The sequence below is a fragment of the Empedobacter sp. UBA2044 genome (assembly GCF_002333005.1).
Classification (GTDB): domain Bacteria; phylum Bacteroidota; class Bacteroidia; order Flavobacteriales; family Weeksellaceae; genus Empedobacter; species Empedobacter falsenii_B.
In genome coordinates this window covers 60,036-79,757 of record NZ_DDBA01000053.1, presented here as the reverse complement: position 1 = coordinate 79,757, position 19,722 = coordinate 60,036, and the positions used below count along the sequence as shown (strand labels likewise).

The following is a 19,722-nucleotide window of genomic DNA, read 5'->3' as shown; positions in this document are numbered from 1 at the left end:
AATTTCAAATGAACTTCTCATCTTAGCAAAACCTCTCGATATTTGCGGTTGCAAAGGTAATACTTACTTTCTTAACTAACAAAATTTATTTTGATAAATTTTAAAGTTTTTATTTCAATAAGTCAATTCTTACTTTCACTCTCAAACTCCTTTCGGAATCGGATGGCAAAGGTAATACTTATTTCCAAACTCGCAAATTTATTTTTAAATAAATTTTAGCGATATATAAGTTCCTATGTCAACTACAATACTACTCGTCTTTCGTATTGAGGTTGCAAATATACGTACCCTTTTTCCGCTTTTCCAAACATACTTTACATTTATTTTACATTCTTTCCTTAAGTCACTGGTACAATGGAAAATATTTTTTGAAATGTTTAGATATGAGAACTGAGATATTAGATTTTTGACGAGAAAAGCTCTTTTTATAGCACAAAATTATAACGAGATAGATTTCTCGACAAGCTCGAAAGGACAGGAAAATTAAACTTGTTAATTACTCAAGAATACCTTTTAAACTCATAAAATGATTAGACGTTTTGCTTTTCTTTTGTTCAAGAAAAGCAAAATGGATACTTTTGAAGGAACTATTCGGGAGGAATTGTCTCAAAGCGAAAATGGTTTATTCAAAAAAATAAATAAATTTTTAATTTTGTTTAACATGTAAAATAGATTTACATTCATACTATATATAATATGCGCGATGATTTCGAAAGAAAAAGAATATTTTGAGATAATAAATAACATTTACCTAAAAGTAATTGAAGAAGAGAATTTGGGAGAAACAGCTAACTATATACCTGAATTATCTAAAATAGACGGTGAGAAATTTGGAGTTTCTTTATTGTTTACGGATCAACTTCAGTTTGGATTTGGTGATTGTGAAGAAAAATTCTCGATTCAAAGTATTTCAAAAGTGTTGCTTTTGGCTTTAGTTTATAGAGAAATTGGCGAGAAAATTTGGGAGAGAGTTGATTTAGAACCTTCGGGAACGCCTTTTAATTCATTGTTGCAATTAGAAACTGACAAAGGAATTCCTAGAAATCCATTTATTAATTCGGGCGCTTTAGTGGTTTGCGACATCTTAATTGATATTTGCGATAATCCGAAAGCATATTTTTTAAATTTTATCAAAAAGGTTTCTGGTAATTATTCTATTCAATATTCTGATAAAATTGCAAAAAGTGAGTTTTCTACCGCTTATCGTAATACAGCTTTGACAAATTTTATAAAATCGTTGGGCAACATTCATAATTCTCCAGAAGATGTTCTGGATTTGTATGTTTATATCTGCTCGATTGAAATGTCGTGTATGGAGTTGAGTAAAACTTTTTCTTTTTTGGCTAATAAAGGAAAAAACTTATTTGATGATTATCAAGTTTTAAACATTAGTCAAACAAAACGAATCAACGCTATTATGCAAACTTGCGGTTTCTATGATGAATCTGGTGAATTTGCTTTTCGTGTTGGATTACCTGGAAAAAGTGGTGTTGGCGGAGGAATTGTTGCAATTATGCCCAAATATTACATTGTTTCAGTTTGGAGTCCTAAATTAAACTTAAAAGGAAACTCCTACCGAGGAATGAAATTTCTGGAAGAATTTACAACCGCAACAGAGGATTCTATTTTTTAGAATTGATAATCTCCATCACTTTATTCACCGTTTCTTCTAAATTCATGTTCGAATTATCAACTTCTATTGCATCATCTGCTTTACGAAGTGGTGAATATTCGCGATGAGAATCGATATAATCTCTTTCGTTCACATTTTTTAGAACCTCATCTAATGGAATATTTTTCCCTTGTTGTTGATATTCTAAAAAGCGACGTTGCGCACGAACTTCTGGTGAAGCTGTAACAAAAATTTTGATATCTGCATTTGGAAAAACTGTTGTCCCAATATCGCGACCATCCATCACAATACCTCCTTTTTCTCCCATTTGCTGTTGAAGCGCTACACAATAATCGCGAACAGCAGGAATCTCAGAAATTGGACTAACCATTTTAGAAACTTCCATCGTACGAATATCAGCTTCTACATTTTCACCATTCAAAAAGGTAAGATTCTTTTGAGTTATAAGATCTTGTTTAAATTCTATCTTAATGTCAGATAAATTGATTATTAATGCTTGCTCATCAATTTTATTATCGACAATATACTGATGTTGAAATGCATACAAAGTCACAGCGCGATACATTGCGCCACTGTCAATATGTGTATAACCAAGATTTCTTGCAATAATTTTTGACATCGAACTTTTTCCTGTAGAAGAATATCCGTCGATTGCAATAATTAAATTTTCTTTCATCTATATAGAATTGAAGACAAAGATAAGATTTTATAGTTGTTTGAAAAGTTTTTATAACCAAGGATTACTTCTCCAATAATCTCGACCTTGAATAATTCGGTCTAAATTGAGAATCAAACCAAAGTGATTAGAACCTCCAGATTTGTGGTAATTCGCATGACTAAACTCGAATCGAAAAGCATTTATACGGATTCCAAAACCATACGTTAAACCAGATAAAGAGCGAATTCCTTCGGCTGCTAATTCATTTCCACGTTTGAAATTATAACCTAAACGCATATTAAAATCTGATTCTGGAAATAATTCTGCTCCAACCGAAAGGTGATCAATCATTTTTCTTCCAGCAGAAACTTCTTGTCCGTTTTTATTATAAGGTTGGGAAATATCAAACTTCTGTAAATCGTGCAAAGAAAACGTAAATTCTAACGGAACATGTTCTAATCGATGAGAAATTCCCAAATTAACTTGCGTTGGCATGTCTTCTTTTTTGCCATTATACGTTTGAATTTGTTGACCGATATTGCGCACAACCAACGAAACATTGATATTTTTATCGAAATCGTGGTACGAAAGACCTATATCTCCAGCAATTGCCGAGGATTTATATGATTCTATTGTAGAATTAATGTATTTTAAATTTGCTCCTACTGTCCAATAATCGCCCAAAACACGTGCATAACCAACTGTAATTGCGGCATCATTTGCTTTGAAATTCCCTGTCACATTTCCATTTTCGTCAGTTCCAATTAATTTTCCGTAATCAACATATTGACCATGAACAGAAACAAAATTTTCTTGATCGATTTCATAAACCGTCGAAAATGTTCCGAAATCTACATCCGCAATATAATTGACGTAATTGATTCCAAATTGACCATGCATTTCTCGGTTCATCAAGGCCGGATTCCATAAAGCAGAATTGGGGTCAGCATCCCAAGAAGTTGCTGCATTTCCTCCCAAAGCCGCTTGACGTGGAGAAGTTGTAATGTTCAAAAACTCGTAAACACGCGTTCCATCTTGCGCAAAAATCGAAGTCGATAGCGCGATAAACAATAATGTACTTAGCTTTTTAAACATTTAGCAAAAATAAAGATTTTGTAGAATAACGAAAACAGAATGATTTTGGTATATGCAAAACAAAATTTTAGGCTTTCTGAAAAAAAGCTTAACTTCAATTTACCTAAAAAACACTTTATGGAATTTTTAATTGCCATTATTATATTCGTATTGATTGTTATTTTGTTTAATAAAGTTTCGAAACTAAAAAAACAAATTGATTATCAAGAAACTAAGCTAAAGCATTTGCAAGAGCAATTGGATGCAAAAGAAATTAAAACTGAATCAAAACCAATTATTGAGCAACCTAAAATAGTTGAAGAGAAAAAAATTGAACCTCAACCAGAAGTTGTTTCCTATCATAAAATCGAAACGCCAAAACGTATTTTTGACGAAATTCCACCAAGACAAACAACTGAAAGCAGTTTTGATAAAAATCTCAACAATGCAATTGCATTTATCAAAGACAATTTCTTGACGATTTTCGGAATTGTAACCTTAGTTCTGGGAATTGCTTATTTCGTAAAATATGCAATTGATCAAAATTGGATCAACGAAACTTTCCGAGTAATGATTGGAATTGGAGTTGGTTTAGGAATTATTGGAATTGCTCATTTTATTCGGAAAAATTTTGAAATCTTTTCTTCCATCTTAATCGGTGGCGGATTAACCGTTTTATATTTCACCTTAACCATCGCCTTCCGAGAATATCATTTACTTTCTCAGAATACCACTTTTGGATTATTAACAATTGTAACGATTTTCTCTATCGTGATGGCAATGTTATATAATCGACAAGTTTTAGCCATTTTTTCGATTATTGGTGGTTTTATCGCTCCATTGATGATTAGTACAGGCGAAAGCAATTTTGTATTTCTGTTTGGTTATTTAACGATTCTAAACTTGAGTATGCTGTACATGGCTTGGCGAAAAGATTGGCAAGTTATTTCGTTTATCGCATTTGGCTTTACCTTTATATATAGTATCGCATGGATCGACAATTCTAAAATCTCAACGCAATATCTTTTCTTTGGCTTGCTTTACGTTATTTTCACTATTACAAGTTTAATTAACTACGTCAAAAAAGGAGAATTTTCGGTTTGGAATTGCCTTTTACTAATTTTCAATACCATTTTATCAACCGTTTTAATTTCTTCAGTTTATTATTTTATTGTTGGAAATAACAATGGTTTAATAGCTTTCTTATTTGGATTGATAACCGCTTTCGGTGCATTATACATCTACAAAACACCTAAAAATAATTTATTACAAAATACCTTAATCGGTTTGAGCATTGCGCTTATCACAACTGCGGTTGCCTTACAATTTAAAGCAAATGTCGTTTCGATTTGTTTCGCGATTGAATCAACCTTGTTACTGTTTCTTTGGAAAAAAAGTAAAGAAAACATTTTCAAAATCTTTTTCATTGCGATGTTTCCATTTTTATTGATTGCTTTATGCGCTAGTTGGTTTGATTATATCGATACTAAAAAACATTTAGCCGTAATTTTTAACCATGTTTTTATCACAAGTTTTATTGCATTGATTTGTTCTATTGCAAATATATATTTGATGAAAGATTTCAAAACCGAAGAACAATTTTTAGGTTTTAAGCTCAATCATTCCAAATTTATCTTCATATCAACATCACTTTTATTGATGTACACAGGAATTTTGTTCGAATTAATTTATCAGATCGAACCTTATTTCAACTTTATGATGATTGTAAGTTATGTATTGATTTATACATTATTCTTTATTGCTTTTATTTTAACGCTACGCGAAAAACTAAATTTAGGAAATACCTTGCAACTTGTTTTACAAATTTCAGCAACTTTCTGCATTGTATTTTTACCAATGATTGCCGAAATTCCATTATTACTAAACAAAACAAATTATAACATCGGTAGTTATTTTCTTTATTTGAGTTATCTCATTCCGACAGCTTACATTATTTATTTTGTTGTAAAAAGTAGCGATTTCCAAAGCTCCAAAGCAAAACAAATCATCAGTATGCTTGTCTTAGTTTATGTGATTAGTTTCGAGAAATACAATGGTTTTATGTTGATAACACTTGACGAAAACTCTTCTAATTTCTCACATCAAGCCGATATTTTCCGAATGATATTATTACCAATTATTTGGGCAGTTTTAGGATTTGTATTGATTTATTTCGGATTAAGAAAACAATTGAAAGGTTTTCCTATTGTTGGAATTATATTATTTGGATTGATTATTCTAAAATTATATTTTGTGGATGTTTGGGAAATGAGCAATATTTTCAGTATAATATCTTTTATTGTTTTAGGAATTTTAATCTTATTAACTTCTTTTATGTATCAAAAACTAAAAAATTTGATGGTTAATTTGATGGAAAAACCGAGCGAAAACAAAGAAGCTGAACAATAATGTTCAACTTCTTTGTTAATTATTTCTTCTCAATGCTTCAGCAATGACACGCATATCATCCGAAGAAGGTAACTCGAAAATTTCTAAATGGAAATATGGAACAACCGCAATAATATGATCGAAAATATCAGCCATAATCACTTCATATTCGTTCCAAACCGTTGTATTTGTAAACATAAATAACTCAATTGGCAAACCGTGTTCGGTTGGTTGAAGTTGCCGAACCTCGAACATCAAATCTGTTCTAATTTTTGGACTATTATAGGTATATGTCTTGATATATTGTCGAAAAAGACCAATATTTGTCATTCGTCTTCCATTCGCCAAAATCGTTGGATCAACTTTATTCGATACATTATATTGATTGATTTCGTTCGTTCTATCCACAATAAAATCGTGTAACATGCGGATTTTTTTTAATTCTTCAATTTCTTCTTCTGTCAAAAATCGAATCGAATTCATTTTAATATTTATCGAACGTTTAATGCGGCGTCCACCAGCATTTTGCATACCGTGATAATTACGAAACGAATCTGAAACCAAGGCATACGTCGGAATTGTTGTAATTGTTTTATCAAAATTCTGAACTTTTACCGTTCCTAAATTAATCTCGGTAACATTTCCGTCTGCGCCATATTTTGTCATTTCAATCCAATCTCCAACGCGCACCATATCATTCATCGAAACCTGAATACTCGCCACAAAACCTAATATTGAATCTTTAAAAACCAACATCAAAACCGCCGAAGCCGCTCCCAAAGAAACCAAAAATGTAATAGGCGATTTTCCTGTCGCAATCGAAAAAATTAGAATTCCGCAAACAAAGAAAACTAAAATATTCATCACTTGCAGATAACTATCAATTGGTTTATCCGAAAAAGATTTATTACCTCGAAGAAAATCCCTGAACGCTTTAAAAATTGCATTAAACAACAATCCAACAGCAATTACCAATGCAATATCTGTAATTTGCATCGCAATTTTGATCCAATTCGGAAATCCTTTGAAGATAAGTGGGATCGCTTCTTTGGCGACAATTACAGGAACAATATGTGTTGCGAATTGTAAAACCCTGTTCTTGATTAATAAATCGTCAATCTTTGTTTTACTTTTTGCAATAAAGTTTGTTAAAACAAGTAATAGCACTTTTCGCAATAAAAAATCGATTGCATACAATATAATAACTAACAAAATTGATAGAACAATTGTTGTCATTATTGTGGTAGAATAACTCGAAAGTCCCAATTTGGCAATCATTTCGAGCATTGAGCGATACACATCGCTTTGAATATTTTCGTCTAAAAGTTCCATCTGAATAAAAACTAATACAACAAAAATAAGTTTATCCTTTTCATAATTTACAACAACTGATAAATTACATTGAAATTTGTTGGTTTCTTAATTTATCTTGGTTCAAAACAATGAAAAGATTATATTTGTTAGATTAATCTAACTTAATTATTAAAATTAATGTTTTCAAATCCGTTAATATTTGCTTTTAGTTTAACTTTTCTTGCCGGAATTAGCACTGGAATTGGAAGTATTTTATGTTTATTATACAAAAAATTCAATCCAAAATTCTTAGGCGTAATGTTGGGAATTTCAGCAGGAGTAATGCTTTATGTCTCCTTTGTAGAAATTTTAACAAAAGCTAAATTATCATTATCAAGTGTTTTTGGAGAAAAATTAGGTTACACTTATACATTATTGGGATTTTTTGCAGGAATTTTAATCATCATTTTAATCGATAAAATATTGCCTCATCATCATTGCGATGAAAATAAAACAGAGACAAACGATCAGAAATTATTGCGTTTGGGTTTGTTTTCTGCTTTAGCTTTATCAATTCATAATTTCCCTGAAGGATTAGCAACTTTTTTGTCAGCATTAGAAAATCCAACTTACGGAATTTCTATAGCTTCAGCTATTGCTATTCATAATATTCCAGAAGGAATCGCCGTTGCTATACCAATCTATTACGCTACAAAGAATAGAAAAAAAGCATTTCTATATTCCTTTTTATCAGGATTAACAGAACCTATTGGCGCATTAATTGGCTATTTTGTATTGTTACAATTTTTTGATGAATCAATTTTCGGAGCAATCTTCGCAAGTGTCGCAGGTATGATGGTTTATATTTCGATTAATGAATTAATTCCGACCGCAAACGAATACGCTGGAAAAAAATTATCAACTTACGGAATTGTAATCGGAATGTTTGTAATGGCTGTTAGTCTTTTACTTTTTATGTAAAAACAAAAAAACTTCCCAATGAGAGAAGTTTTTGTATGAATTAATATTTAAAATTTTAAGTTGCCTGAGGTAATTCTCTCGTTAACCAACCACTTCTTCCTGCTGTTACAATGGCATAAGGCATAATCCAAAAAAGCGTGAACATATAGAAAATACTGTAAACGTATGCTAATAAAGCTTCTTTAAAATTGTATTTTTTTGCATAAAAAATCATCTGAATACTTGAAAAAACTAAAACGCCAGACAATGTACTTGTGATGAATAAAATTGGATGTGTTGCGACAAAAAAGATTAAAATTAAAAATAATGGAATTGCCATGATTAATTTTATCCATTGCATCATCAGAATTATACGAGTTCCTACTGTAGAACCTTCTCTAAAGTTGGTGAAAGCAAATTTTGTCATCATAATATTCTCACGAACATTACTTCTCTCCCAACGAATAAACATTTTGTATAAATTCTTATAACGCTCTGGAGTATTGGTATAAACCATTGCATTTTTCTGAAAATAGACATGTTTACCTTGTTTCAAAATCATATTTGTCAAAGCTCTATCCTCCCCGATTGTACTTGGTTGCCCTAAAAAAGATTGATTTATCCATTCTTCCAAACAATTATGTACAACATCTTTTCTGTAAGCTGCTAAAGCTCCAGGTGTACAAAACACAGAACCTAACACACTTTGAGCAGATCGCACAAACTCGAAACTAAATGTAAAACTAACACTCAACATTTTTGGAATCAAACCTTTTTCTTTATTCAATACACGAACATTGCCAGCGACAGCACCACAATTTTCATTCACTACAAAAGGGCTTAACAAGTTTCTAAGCGTAGATTCATCTACAATAGAATCACTATCAACCGTCACAAAAACTTCCCCTTTTCCAATTTTGAATCCTTTATATAATGCATGACGTTTTCCCATATTTTTTGGCTGTTGAAAAAGTGTAACGCGATCTCCTAATACTTTCTTCGCTTCAAGAAGCCATTTCCATGTATCATCTTTACTCCCATCGTCAACGGCTAAGATCTGTAATTTTTCGGATGGATAATTACTATCAGCTAAACTTAACAAAGTATCATATACTAATTTTCCTTCATTATACGCCGGAACAATAATGGTACAAGTTGGTAAATCTACATCAGCAACATTTTTGACCGGTTTATATTTTATGAATAAATAGCCTAAATAAAAAAGAAAAGAAGTTTTAAGAATAAGAAGTGCCAATCCAAGGCTATAAATAATAACACCCCACCAGGTAGATAATTTAGTGCTATGCCATTGTAGAAATTCACTTTTATAAATAAACAAAAAAAGAATAGAAGTTAGCATAATCACAAAAGTTGTAGCAATTACTAGATAATCTTTCTTTGTAAGACAGTTTTTAGAAATTCTCTCTATGAATTTATTTCTTAAAGACTTTTTTTCATGTTCATCCGATCGAATAACCTTTAACACTGTTTTAGGCTCCGTGGTGGATAACAAAATCGTGTTTGCCAGATTTTTTTTTGAATCTATATTAGTCATCTGAGTAATTTTAAGTTTTAATTAAAAAGTGAATAAAATGACAACTACTATGCCACCTAACGTTAATATAAAACTCAAGAAGTTAAATCTTTATTAAAAATAAAACACTTATAAACGACTGATTATTAATAAAATTTCAATATGTATTATACTTAAAAATTAGGCGTATAGTACGTTACATTTTAATCTGATTTCTTAATAAAAACAAAAAAAACTTCCCGAAAAGAGAAGTAATTTTGAGAAATGATATAAATTAACACATGAGGATTTTGTTACTGCAAATGTATGCAGCAAATTAAATTCAAAGCTTAACAGAATATCAATAGATTGTTAAGCGAAGATTAAATAAAAAGATGATGAAAAATATACTTTTACTTTTTTGCTTTACTATTATTTATAGTTGTTCCTCATCTTCAGATTTTCATAATATAAATGATCACATTGAAGATGGAAAATATTGCGCAAATGTCAAGGTTAAAACGAATAAGTCAACAAAGACATATCGAGTAACTATAACAACGAAAAATAATTATCTGCATAAAATTGATTGGCCAAATGGTGGTTGGCTGGATAATACGCATTACAAACTTCCTGAATTTTATGAAAACGAAGTTACTTTTATAGATGATAGAGCCCGAAAATTTGAAGTAAAAATTATACAAAAAGGAGAATGTAAATAAAAAAAGCTCGAAACTAATGTTTCGAGCTTTTGCTTAGTACTCGGAGTGGGAACATTCTTTAAGAAAATTAGAGGTCCTAATTAAAATTTCACTGACAAACGTACTCCTTTATAATCCTTTGTCATAAAGGAATTCTTGATTTGTCATGAATTAATATGAAACAATATGAAAGCTGTTGAAAAGATTATCATGGTAATAAATATGGTAATTTTTTTGATTTCTTACTCTTCAAAATTTAACATAAAAATTTAATTATGATAGTAATTGGAAAATTTAAAGTTCAGGAAGCTAAATCTGGAAGTAAGTTGGTATATAGAATTCGACATGCCAATAATGTTGACATCAAAATAACATTAAATCATATTGTATTAGACCTTAACAAGTGGGATAATTTTAGTCAATCTTTTAGATATAAAAGAACTGAAAAAGATTACAAAAAATCATTAGAAGTAAACAATTCAGTAATTCTATTCTCTCAATTTATTCAGGAGGAAATATACTCTCCAGAAATAAAGAACAACAAGCTTACTTCAAAATGGTTGCGTGAAAAATATTACGATTTTTTTGGTTTTGAGAATCCTAATCAAAATAAAGACAAAATTGATGATGAACCATACTTTATAGACTATTATAACCATTATATCTCCACCAATAAAAAAATTGAAGGACAAGCTAAGAACGGCAAAAATCTTTCGCAAAACACAATTAAGGGATATACAACTATGATTAACTACTGGAGAGCATTCTTGATTCACCAGAATCAAAAAGACTTCAAATTACAAGAAATTGACTCGAAAATTTTTGAAGACTATATCAAATATCAAGAGAGTGAAGCAAAATTAGGAACAAACTCAATAGACACAAACACGAATAAATTTAAAGCAATATTAAATTATGCGAAATCAAAATCTATAAAACTTCATGAAGATTACTTAATTGGTAATTTCAAATTTTCTGGAGTTCAAACAAACGAAATATACCTCAATGATGATGAAATAAACCTTATCTACAATCTTTTTGTTCCTCAAAATAAAAAATATTTAGAGAATGCACGAAGGTGGTTTATAATTCAGCTACATACTGGATTAAGAATCTCAGATCTCTTTGCTTTAACAATTGATAAGTTCAAAAACGGCTTCATAGAAACGAAAACAATCAAAACTCACACTGATGTTGTTATTCCAGTATTTAATCCTGTAAAAGAAATATTATCACTTAATAACGGAAATTTACCAAAAGTAATTAGTGAAGTAAAATACAATAAGTACATCAAAGAAGTCTGTGAACTTGCTGGAATAAATGAACTTGTTTCAGGAAGCAAATTTGTTGTCACAGGTAAAGGAAAAAATAAACGAAAACGAAAAGTTATTGGAAATTATTTTAAATATGAATTAGTGAGCTCACATACCTCGCGCCGTTCCTTGTTTACAAATCTAGCTAAGAAATCAATACCTCTTTCAGATTTAAGCGCAATCAGCGGACATTCTTCTATTAAAACGTTAGAGAATTATATCAGAAGTTCAAAATTTGAAAAAGCTAATTCTGTAAAAGAAAAACTAGAATCATTAAATATTTATTAAAGACAGGTAGGGGGTACCTACGTATCCCCTTATTTCTACCCTCCCTCACTGTATCTTAAAATACACCACCAAGTACTTCCTTAATTTTTTTTATTTTTTTTGTTCCGAAAAAAGATCTTTTTCAATATTTTAACTAGCAAATCCAACTTTATTTTAATGGGACATAAGCATCATTACCTCATCATAATATCATTTACAGAATATTTTTTTTAAAAATATTTCACTGAAAATCAATTTATTATAAATTATTTCTCTTTTTATTTTAATCAAAACTTGACTTTTTATTTTTTGGTTGGTACATATATATAGGCTTTGGGCGCATTATGCCCATATAACAAGTGCTACTATTAATTATGAAAAATTTTAAAAACATAAAATATATAATCGAAAATAAACTCCTTGATCTTGGTTTAAGACAATTAAGAAGAAGAGTAAAAGAATTATTTATTAAGAACGATATTGCTGTTAAGAGGATAATAAATAAAAAAAATTTGGATGAATATTTAATAGATTTAAATTTTCTTGAAAAATTTCAAAGGAAAAGAGCTCCGAAAAAAACAGTATCAAAACCTATTTCTGAAAAAAATAATTCCGAAGTAAAAAGAGAAATACAGAATCCCTACAATACAAACATATCAATTAATATAAAATCTGACGACGTCGCTAAATTTGGTAATTATGATTACGATTACAACGATTTCATCGCCAGAACTATTTTTAAAAAACTTGGCATGGATCTTTATTATGTAATTGAAAAAGAAGAAAAAAATGTCAATCATTTTCATTTACATCTAGGTCTTAAGCGCGGTAATCTATCTATTGGAGAGATTAGAAAAAAGATAGAAGAATTATTATATAATCATTTTTATATTTCAGATGAAATTTTCACCGATTCTTCTGGATGTCAAAGAACAATTATATACGTCGAGGAAATGATTTCTGATTACGCCAACAGAAATTACATAGGTAAAGGCGTAGATAGATTAGGTGGAATAATTCCCACTTTTCTTCCTGTAAAAAAACGCTTAAATGTTACATAACATCTATTCTTTTCTGGTTTTTTAAATTTTATTAAATTTCTTTATATAAATAATTGATTGATAACTATCTCTATTTCTTAAATGAAAATTTAAGCCCACTTATAACAGTCTTACGAGCTGGTTTTCAGTATAGTATTAAGATCTATATATCACGTATTGAAATTTTAAAGTCGAACACTTTTGTGGTATGGTAATTTTCGAGTACTTCTTTTTGGTATATTTACAATTACTATTAAGACTAACGAATGAAATTCAACGAAGATTCACGAGTGAAAATTCCTGCCCTTTTGCACTTGATGCGATTAGGCTATCAATATATACCACAAAACAAACAAGATCGATTAGAAGAGAATAATATATTTCCAGATATTTTCATTCCGAAAATTGCAACGATTAACGAAATTACTGAAGAAGAAGCGAAACGAGTTTTAGATGAAATTAACTTAGAGTTGGATTACGAAGATCTTGGGAAGAAATTCTACGAACGTTTAACTGCAACTTCAGGAATTAAATTAATAGACTTCACAAACTTCAACAACAATGATTTTCATATCACCACAGAGTTAACATACAAAGCTGGTGATGAAGAGTTCCGCCCAGATATTGCGGTTTTAATTAACGGAATGCCTTTGTCTTTTATTGAGGTAAAAAAACCTCATAACAAAGAAGGGGTTATTGCGGAACGAAATAGAATTGAAACACGATTTAAAAATAAACATTTCCGTCGATTTGTAAACATCTCTCAATTGTTGGTATTTTCTAATAATATGGAATATGAAGACGGAATTGTAGAACCTATTTTCGGAGCTTATTATGGCACTACAAACTATGGAAGTGTTTCGTTCAATTACTTTAGAGAAGATTTGGATTATCCAGTTCAACAAAGGTTAATTGCACTCTCTGATGAACAGGAAAATAAAATTCTGAAAGATAACAATCTAAGCGTCATCAAACATAGTCCAGAGTTTATTACCAACAAAGGCGAAAACACACCAACAAACCGAATTCTAACTTCTTTATTTAGCAAAGAACGTTTGGCTTTTATACTTCAATTTTCAATTACGTATGTGGAGGATGAAGATGAAAATACAGGTAAAATATCTTACCAAAAACACATCATGCGTTATCCACAGATTTTTGCTACAAAAGCCATTGTTGCAAAGTTAGAAGCAGGACAAAACAAAGGAATCATTTGGCATACCCAAGGTTCTGGTAAAACAGCGTTGGCGTATTACAATGTAAAACATTTGACGCATTATTTTGCGAAGAAACAAATCATTCCGAAGTTCTATTTTATTGTAGATCGTATCGATTTACTAATTCAGGCTTCGAGTGAATTTGCAAATCGTGGTTTAAAGGTTAATACGGTTAATTCTAAAACAGAATTCACCAAAGATTTACAAACTGTTGGAGCTATCCACAATGATAGCGGAGTTCCTGAAATTACCGTTGTTAACATTCAGAAATTTTCGGAAGATGCAACGGTTGTTCAAAATTTAGAATACGATATCAATATTCAACGTATTTACTTTTTAGATGAAGCACATCGTTCCTATAATCCGAAAGGAAATTATTTGGCGAACCTGATTAATTCAGACAGAAATGCCATCAAAATAGCCTTAACGGGAACGCCTTTGTTGAAAGAAGTCGCTAAAGATTATGATTCCAAATTATTATTCGGGAATTATATTCATAAGTATTACTACAATATGTCCATCGCCGATGGCTATACGTTGCGATTGATTCGTGAGCAGATTGAAGGACAATTCAAAATGCAAATGAAATCGGTTATGGATGAAATAAAGCTCCTAAAGGGTGACATTTCTACCAAAGAGATTTACAAACATCCGAAGTTTGCAGCACCACTTTTAGAGTATATCGCTAATGATTTAATTCAGTTTAAAAAAGTTCAACGTGATCATAGTTTAGGTGGAATGGTGGTTTGTGATTCCGCCGATCAAGCCAAAGAATTGTTCCGTTTGTTTGAAGAAAAATACGGTAAACAAGAAATTGATGCGAGTATTTTGATGGCAGCAGAACCAACGGAAAAATATGGTAATACCGAAACGCCAAAATTGACGGCAGCTTTAATTTTACATGATGAAAACGACAAAACAATACGCAAAGATCTCATCAAAGCTTATAAAAAAGGTCATGTAGATGTGTTATTTGTGTACAATATGTTACTGACAGGTTTTGATGCAAAACGCTTGAAGAAACTATATTTGGCTCGTGTTATTCAGGATCATAACTTATTGCAAACACTTACCAGAGTCAATCGTCCGTACAAAGATTATCGTTACGGATATGTGGTTGATTTTGCTGACATTTCTAAAGCTTTTGATCGTACCAATCGTTTGTATTTTGATGAATTGCAAGATCAATTGGGTGACGAGATGGAAATGTATTCGCATTTGTTCAAATCCGAAGAAGAGATTAAACAAGAGATTGACGAAATAAAGGAAATTCTTTTTAAATACGATACACAAAATCGGGAGCTTTTTTCGCAACAATTAGCGCAGATTAACGACAAAAAAGAGCTTTTGGAATTAGTAAAAGCTTTACGAACGGCTAAAGAGTTAAAAAACTTGATCGCCTTAAACAACTACGAAGGTTTAGAAACCGCTGCTGATTTTGAATTACTGAATCGATTGTTGATTGAAACCCAGAACCGATTAGACAATTTAAACTATCTGGAAAGCATTGGAAATGAATCTGAAAACAGAAATATTCTGGATACCGCTTTAGAAGATATTATTTTTCAGTTTGTAAAAGTGGACGAAAGCGAATTGGTTTTGGCTGATGAATTCAAAGATGTTTTACGCAAAACAAGGGAATCCTTGCAAACAAATTTCGATCCTTCTGATCCCGAATTTGTATCTTTGCGCGAAGAATTGGAGCGTATTTTCAAAAAGAAAAACCTGAGTGAAGTTTCGCAAGAAGAAATGATTGCCAATAAGCATTTACTCGAAAAAATTTACAACGAAGCAAAAGAGTTAAATCGTAAAAATGCGTTGTTAAAAGTAAAATACGAAAACGACGAAAAGTATGCACGCATCCATAAACGCCTAAGCGAGAAAGGAACACTTAACGCCAAAGAAATACAATTGCACCGCGCATTAATGCAAGTAAAAGAACAGGTAGATAATACAGTGAATACACAAGAAGATTTATTGAAAAATGAAGCGTATTTCAACCGATATTTACTGCAATTGGTGGTACAAGAATTTAAAAAAAACGAAAAAATGGATTTGGATTTCGAAACAACTAAAATGATTAATCAGTTGATTTCGAAAGAATACATCCAACAATATCAACAACGATAAAATGACACACGATATAAAATTCATCACACACACCAAAGATTTAATTGACAATCTAAAAAGTGTTTGTGCGAATTATGGATTAGGGAACGACGGAAACGAATTTAAGATCATCACACAAGTATTTTTGTATAAATTCTTGAATGATAAATTTCGTTATGCTGTAAAACAAGAAATGCCAGCTTTGGCAGATGCTGAGAATTTCTCTCAGGCATTACGAGAGTTAAGTGAAGACGATTATCAATTTTTATTAGCAGGATTAGATCCTAATATTCCAAGGTTAGCACCCGATCATTTGATTTCGCATTTGTTTGCCATACAAAACAGTGATGATTTTGCGAAGACTTTTGATGATACTCTTCGTCAGATTTCCATAGAAAATACGGATGTGTTTTCGGTAAAATCATTCTCTGGAGCAAAAGATACTTTGTTTGATGAACTCACACAGTTTATCTCAGATTCTTCACAACGTGATGCTTTTGCAAAAGCTTTAATCAACAAATTGTTTGAGTTTTCTTTTGAGGAAATGTTCGAACAGAAATACGATTTCTTTGCCACGATTTTCGAATATTTAATTAAAGATTATAATACCGATTCTGGTGGTAAATATGCCGAATATTACACACCGCACGCTGTTGCACGTATTATGGCGCAGATTCTTGTTTCAGAACCTGTAAAAGGCGTTAAATGCTACGATCCGAGTGCGGGATCGGGAACGTTATTAATGAGTTTGGCGCATCAAATTGGAGAGAAAAATTGTACCATTTATTCGGAAGATATTTCTCAGAAATCGAGTAATATGTTGCGATTGAATTTGGTGTTGAATGATCTAACGCATTCGATCCCGAATATCATCAAAACCAATACCATTGCTCAACCCACGTATTTGGATACCAAGTTTGATTATATCGTATCAAATCCACCATTTAAGTTAGATTTCTCTGATTTTCATGCCGAATTGGATAAAGATGCGTTTAAAAAACGCTTCTTTGCAGGAATTCCGAACATTCCGAAAGCCAAGAAAGAATCGATGGCAATTTACTTGCTATTTATTCAACACATTATGCACAGTTTGTCTGCTAACGGACAAGCGGCTATTGTAGTACCAACAGGTTTTATTACGGCACAAAGCGGTATTGAGAAAAAAATCCGTGAACGATTGATTGCCAACGGTTGGTTGCGTGGTGTGGTAAGTATGCCGAGCAATATTTTTGCAAGTACGGGTACCAATGTTTCGGTTTTGTTTTTGGATAAAAAAGCCGATAACGAACATATTGTGCTGATGGATGCTTCTAAATTGGGTGAAACCATAAAAGAAGGAAAAAACCAACGTACGGTTTTAACGCCAGAAGAAGAAGCTAAAATCATCGAAACCTTCAACAACAAAGAAGCGGTAGAAGATTTAAGCGTTGTGGTTACGAAAGAAGACATCATCGCCAAAAATTATTCGTTCTCAGCAGGACAATACTTTGAGGTAAAGATTGAATATGTGGACATCACACCTGAAGAGTTCCAACAAAAAATGAACGATTTCGAAGCTCGTTTAGCTGCTTTATTCACAGAAGGAAACGCCTTAGATCAAGAGATTCAGAAACAATTAAAAGGATTGAAGTATGAATAATTGGAAACAAATTTCTGTTGGGGATTTTGTGGAATTTAATCCTTCTGAATCAATCAAAAAAGGTTCTATTTCTCGTAAAATTGGGATGGATAAATTAGGAACTTTTCAAAGAAAAATTAATGGATATGAATATTCCCAATATACTGCTGGACCTAAATTCAGAAATGGAGATACTGTTGTAGCTAAGATTACCCCTTGTTTAGAAAATGGTAAAACTGCTTATGTAGATATTCTTGATGATGATGAACTAGCTTTCGGTTCTTCTGAATTTATTGTCTTAAGGGAAAATGAATATTCAGATAAGAAGTTTATTTATTACTTGGCTAGAAGTCCTTGGTTCCGAGAGAGAGCAATTAGTTGTATGGAAGGGACTTCTGGAAGAAAGAGAGTTAATGAAGGTGCTTTAAAAAGACAAGAAATCCTTGTTCCATCAACTAAGAAAGAACAACAAAAAATAGCCGCTGTCCTTTCAGCCTTAGACGATAAAATAGAAGTAAACAACAAAATCAATGCAGAGTTAGAAGCCATGGCAAAAACACTCTACGATTATTGGTTTGTCCAATTCGAGTTCCCTATTACCAACGAAAGTCATCCTGAACTTGTTTCAGGATCTCATCCTAAAGGCTACAAATCATCTGGCGGTAAAATGGTTTACAACTCAACTCTAAAACGTGAAATTCCTGAGGGATGGGAGGTGAAATTTGTAGATGATTTATTGAGAAAAAATGAAAGTAACCTTAAATTAAATGCGAAAGAGTATTCTTCTGAAGGTAAATTTCCGATTGTAGATCAAAGTACTGATTTCATTGCTGGTTTTTCTGATAAAGTAGATTATAAAATAGATATTTCTGTAGATTTTCCTGCAATTGTATTTGGAGATCACACAAGAATATTAAAACTTATTAATTTTGATTTTATAAGAGGAGCAGATGGTACACAAGTTTTATTTAGTAACAATGAAAGATTACCCCAAATTTTATTTTACCATTCATTATTAAAAATAGATTTATCTAATTATGGATATGCACGTCATTTCAAATTTTTGAAAGATAGTATGATTATTTTACCACATTTAGATTTAGCTAATAAATTTGAACGTAAAGCAAATATTTTTTACAAGAAAATCTTAAATAATCAAAAACAAAACCAAGAACTGGCTCAATTACGCGATTGGTTGTTACCGATGTTGATGAATGGGCAGGTGAAGGTGGAAGATGCAGCCGATGAATTTTTGGGAATGGTGGCGGAACCTTTTGTTGATTATCAAATAAATAATCTTACTGATAAGGATAAAAAGATTAGGCGAAAAATGCTTGCAACTTATATTATCAATCAATCTCTAGATGATACTTCTTTCGGTAAAACAAAGTTCGAAAAATTATTACATTTAGTAGAGTCTCACATAGTAAAAGGAGATTATAATCAAAAATATTCTGTGCAAGCTGCTGGACCTTATGACGGTGGATTTACAAAAGTATTCTGGAATGAAGTTACCAAATCGAAATGGTTTGAAATAAAAGAATTTGGAAAATTAAAAAGAATCGTTGCAGGAGAGAATCATATTAAATCGCAAAAAGATTATGGTTATTTATCAGATGAATTGAAAGAGCTTATCAATAATTTTATCTCTAAATTTAAGAATTCAAATTATGAACGTCCAGAGATTGTTTCAACTTTATTTGCTGTATGGAATAACCGAATCATCAGAAACGAAATGATAACTGATGCGTTATTAAAGAAAGATTTTTTAGAATGGGATGAACAAAAAGCTCGATACGAAAACCGACTTGATGATGCTTTAGCTTGGATGAGAAACAACAATGTTATACCTACAGGTTGGGGAAATGAAATAAAGAGAGTAAAGAAATAACAAAAAACCTCAACACGATAAATGTTGAGATTTTTTGTTATTTTTAA

General features: G+C 31.3%; 13 protein-coding genes. 9 read left to right on the top strand and 4 right to left on the bottom strand.

The window, feature by feature from the left end; genetic code table 11:
• Positions 1-703 precede the first annotated feature (703 nt).
• A complete protein-coding gene (locus B4E59_RS09305; protein ID WP_291046393.1) occupies positions 704-1,633 on the top strand; it encodes a glutaminase in 930 nt (309 codons plus the stop codon).
• Here the strand turns inward: B4E59_RS09305 and cmk are convergent.
• Positions 1,623-2,309: a (d)CMP kinase gene (gene cmk / locus B4E59_RS09300; RefSeq protein ID WP_125350732.1), complete on the bottom strand. Its 687-nt coding sequence runs from the start codon at positions 2,307-2,309 to the stop codon at positions 1,623-1,625. The two genes, B4E59_RS09305 and cmk, sit on opposite strands and share 11 nt — an antisense overlap.
• A 51-nt stretch (positions 2,310-2,360) precedes the next feature.
• Positions 2,361-3,386: a type IX secretion system protein PorQ gene (porQ, locus tag B4E59_RS09295; RefSeq protein ID WP_291046386.1), complete on the bottom strand. Its 1,026-nt coding sequence runs from the start codon at positions 3,384-3,386 to the stop codon at positions 2,361-2,363.
• 117 nt (positions 3,387-3,503) lie between these two features.
• Between porQ and B4E59_RS09290 the strand changes: the two genes are divergently transcribed.
• On the top strand, positions 3,504-5,774 hold the full coding sequence (locus B4E59_RS09290; protein ID WP_291052630.1) for a DUF2339 domain-containing protein: 2,271 nt from the start codon (positions 3,504-3,506) through the stop codon (positions 5,772-5,774).
• Positions 5,775-5,789: 15 nt separating this feature from the next.
• On the opposite strand, the gene B4E59_RS09285 is transcribed toward B4E59_RS09290, so the two are convergent.
• A complete protein-coding gene (locus B4E59_RS09285; RefSeq protein WP_291052627.1) occupies positions 5,790-7,085 on the bottom strand; it encodes a mechanosensitive ion channel family protein in 1,296 nt (431 codons plus the stop codon).
• 159 nt (positions 7,086-7,244) lie between these two features.
• On the opposite strand from B4E59_RS09285, the gene zupT reads away from it, so the two are divergent.
• Positions 7,245-8,027, top strand: coding sequence for a zinc transporter ZupT (zupT, locus tag B4E59_RS09280; RefSeq protein ID WP_221856744.1), 783 nt, complete (start codon positions 7,245-7,247; stop codon positions 8,025-8,027).
• Positions 8,028-8,082: 55 nt separating this feature from the next.
• Here the strand turns inward: zupT and B4E59_RS09275 are convergent, their stop codons facing one another.
• A complete protein-coding gene (locus tag B4E59_RS09275; protein ID WP_291052625.1) occupies positions 8,083-9,561 on the bottom strand; it encodes a glycosyltransferase family 2 protein in 1,479 nt (492 codons plus the stop codon).
• Positions 9,562-9,917: 356 nt separating this feature from the next.
• Between B4E59_RS09275 and B4E59_RS09270 the strand changes: the two genes are divergently transcribed.
• The 6 genes from B4E59_RS09270 (at position 9,918) to B4E59_RS09245 (ending at position 19,675) form a co-directional block, all read left to right on the top strand.
• On the top strand, positions 9,918-10,241 hold the full coding sequence (locus B4E59_RS09270; protein WP_219034235.1) for a hypothetical protein: 324 nt from the start codon (positions 9,918-9,920) through the stop codon (positions 10,239-10,241).
• A 254-nt stretch (positions 10,242-10,495) separates the two neighbouring features.
• Positions 10,496-11,821 carry a tyrosine-type recombinase/integrase gene (locus B4E59_RS09265; protein WP_280037703.1) on the top strand — a complete coding sequence of 442 codons (1,326 nt, stop codon included), beginning with the start codon at positions 10,496-10,498 and terminating at the stop codon, positions 11,819-11,821.
• Positions 11,822-12,174: 353 nt separating this feature from the next.
• Positions 12,175-12,861 carry a hypothetical protein gene (locus tag B4E59_RS09260; protein ID WP_280037701.1) on the top strand — a complete coding sequence of 229 codons (687 nt, stop codon included), beginning with the start codon at positions 12,175-12,177 and terminating at the stop codon, positions 12,859-12,861.
• A 245-nt stretch (positions 12,862-13,106) separates the two neighbouring features.
• Positions 13,107-16,187, top strand: a complete 3,081-nt coding sequence (locus B4E59_RS09255) for a type I restriction endonuclease subunit R (protein WP_291052620.1) — start codon at positions 13,107-13,109, stop codon at positions 16,185-16,187.
• A gap of 1 nt (position 16,188) precedes the next feature.
• Positions 16,189-17,805, top strand: coding sequence for an HsdM family class I SAM-dependent methyltransferase (locus B4E59_RS09250; RefSeq protein ID WP_291052617.1), 1,617 nt, complete (start codon positions 16,189-16,191; stop codon positions 17,803-17,805).
• Positions 17,798-19,675 (top strand): restriction endonuclease subunit S, encoded by a 1,878-nt coding sequence (locus B4E59_RS09245; protein WP_291052614.1) that lies wholly within the window; start codon positions 17,798-17,800, stop codon positions 19,673-19,675. Before B4E59_RS09250 ends, B4E59_RS09245 begins: the two co-directional genes overlap by 8 nt.
• Positions 19,676-19,722: the final 47 nt, after the last annotated feature.

What these genes read in the sequence shown, in the direction of transcription:
- B4E59_RS09250 (WP_291052617.1), top strand. Translation starts at nt 16,189, where the DNA reads ATGACACACGATATAAAATTCATCACACACACCAAAGATTTAATTGAC.
- B4E59_RS09265 (WP_280037703.1), top strand. Translation starts at nt 10,496, where the DNA reads ATGATAGTAATTGGAAAATTTAAAGTTCAGGAAGCTAAATCTGGAAGT.
- cmk (WP_125350732.1), bottom strand. Translation starts at nt 2,309, where the DNA reads ATGAAAGAAAATTTAATTATTGCAATCGACGGATATTCTTCTACAGGA.
- B4E59_RS09245 (WP_291052614.1), top strand. Translation starts at nt 17,798, where the DNA reads ATGAATAATTGGAAACAAATTTCTGTTGGGGATTTTGTGGAATTTAAT.
- B4E59_RS09260 (WP_280037701.1), top strand. Translation starts at nt 12,175, where the DNA reads ATGAAAAATTTTAAAAACATAAAATATATAATCGAAAATAAACTCCTT.
- porQ (WP_291046386.1), bottom strand. Translation starts at nt 3,386, where the DNA reads ATGTTTAAAAAGCTAAGTACATTATTGTTTATCGCGCTATCGACTTCG.
- B4E59_RS09255 (WP_291052620.1), top strand. Translation starts at nt 13,107, where the DNA reads ATGAAATTCAACGAAGATTCACGAGTGAAAATTCCTGCCCTTTTGCAC.
- B4E59_RS09305 (WP_291046393.1), top strand. Translation starts at nt 704, where the DNA reads ATGATTTCGAAAGAAAAAGAATATTTTGAGATAATAAATAACATTTAC.
- zupT (WP_221856744.1), top strand. Translation starts at nt 7,245, where the DNA reads ATGTTTTCAAATCCGTTAATATTTGCTTTTAGTTTAACTTTTCTTGCC.
- B4E59_RS09270 (WP_219034235.1), top strand. Translation starts at nt 9,918, where the DNA reads ATGAAAAATATACTTTTACTTTTTTGCTTTACTATTATTTATAGTTGT.
- B4E59_RS09285 (WP_291052627.1), bottom strand. Translation starts at nt 7,085, where the DNA reads ATGGAACTTTTAGACGAAAATATTCAAAGCGATGTGTATCGCTCAATG.
- B4E59_RS09290 (WP_291052630.1), top strand. Translation starts at nt 3,504, where the DNA reads ATGGAATTTTTAATTGCCATTATTATATTCGTATTGATTGTTATTTTG.
- B4E59_RS09275 (WP_291052625.1), bottom strand. Translation starts at nt 9,561, where the DNA reads ATGACTAATATAGATTCAAAAAAAAATCTGGCAAACACGATTTTGTTA.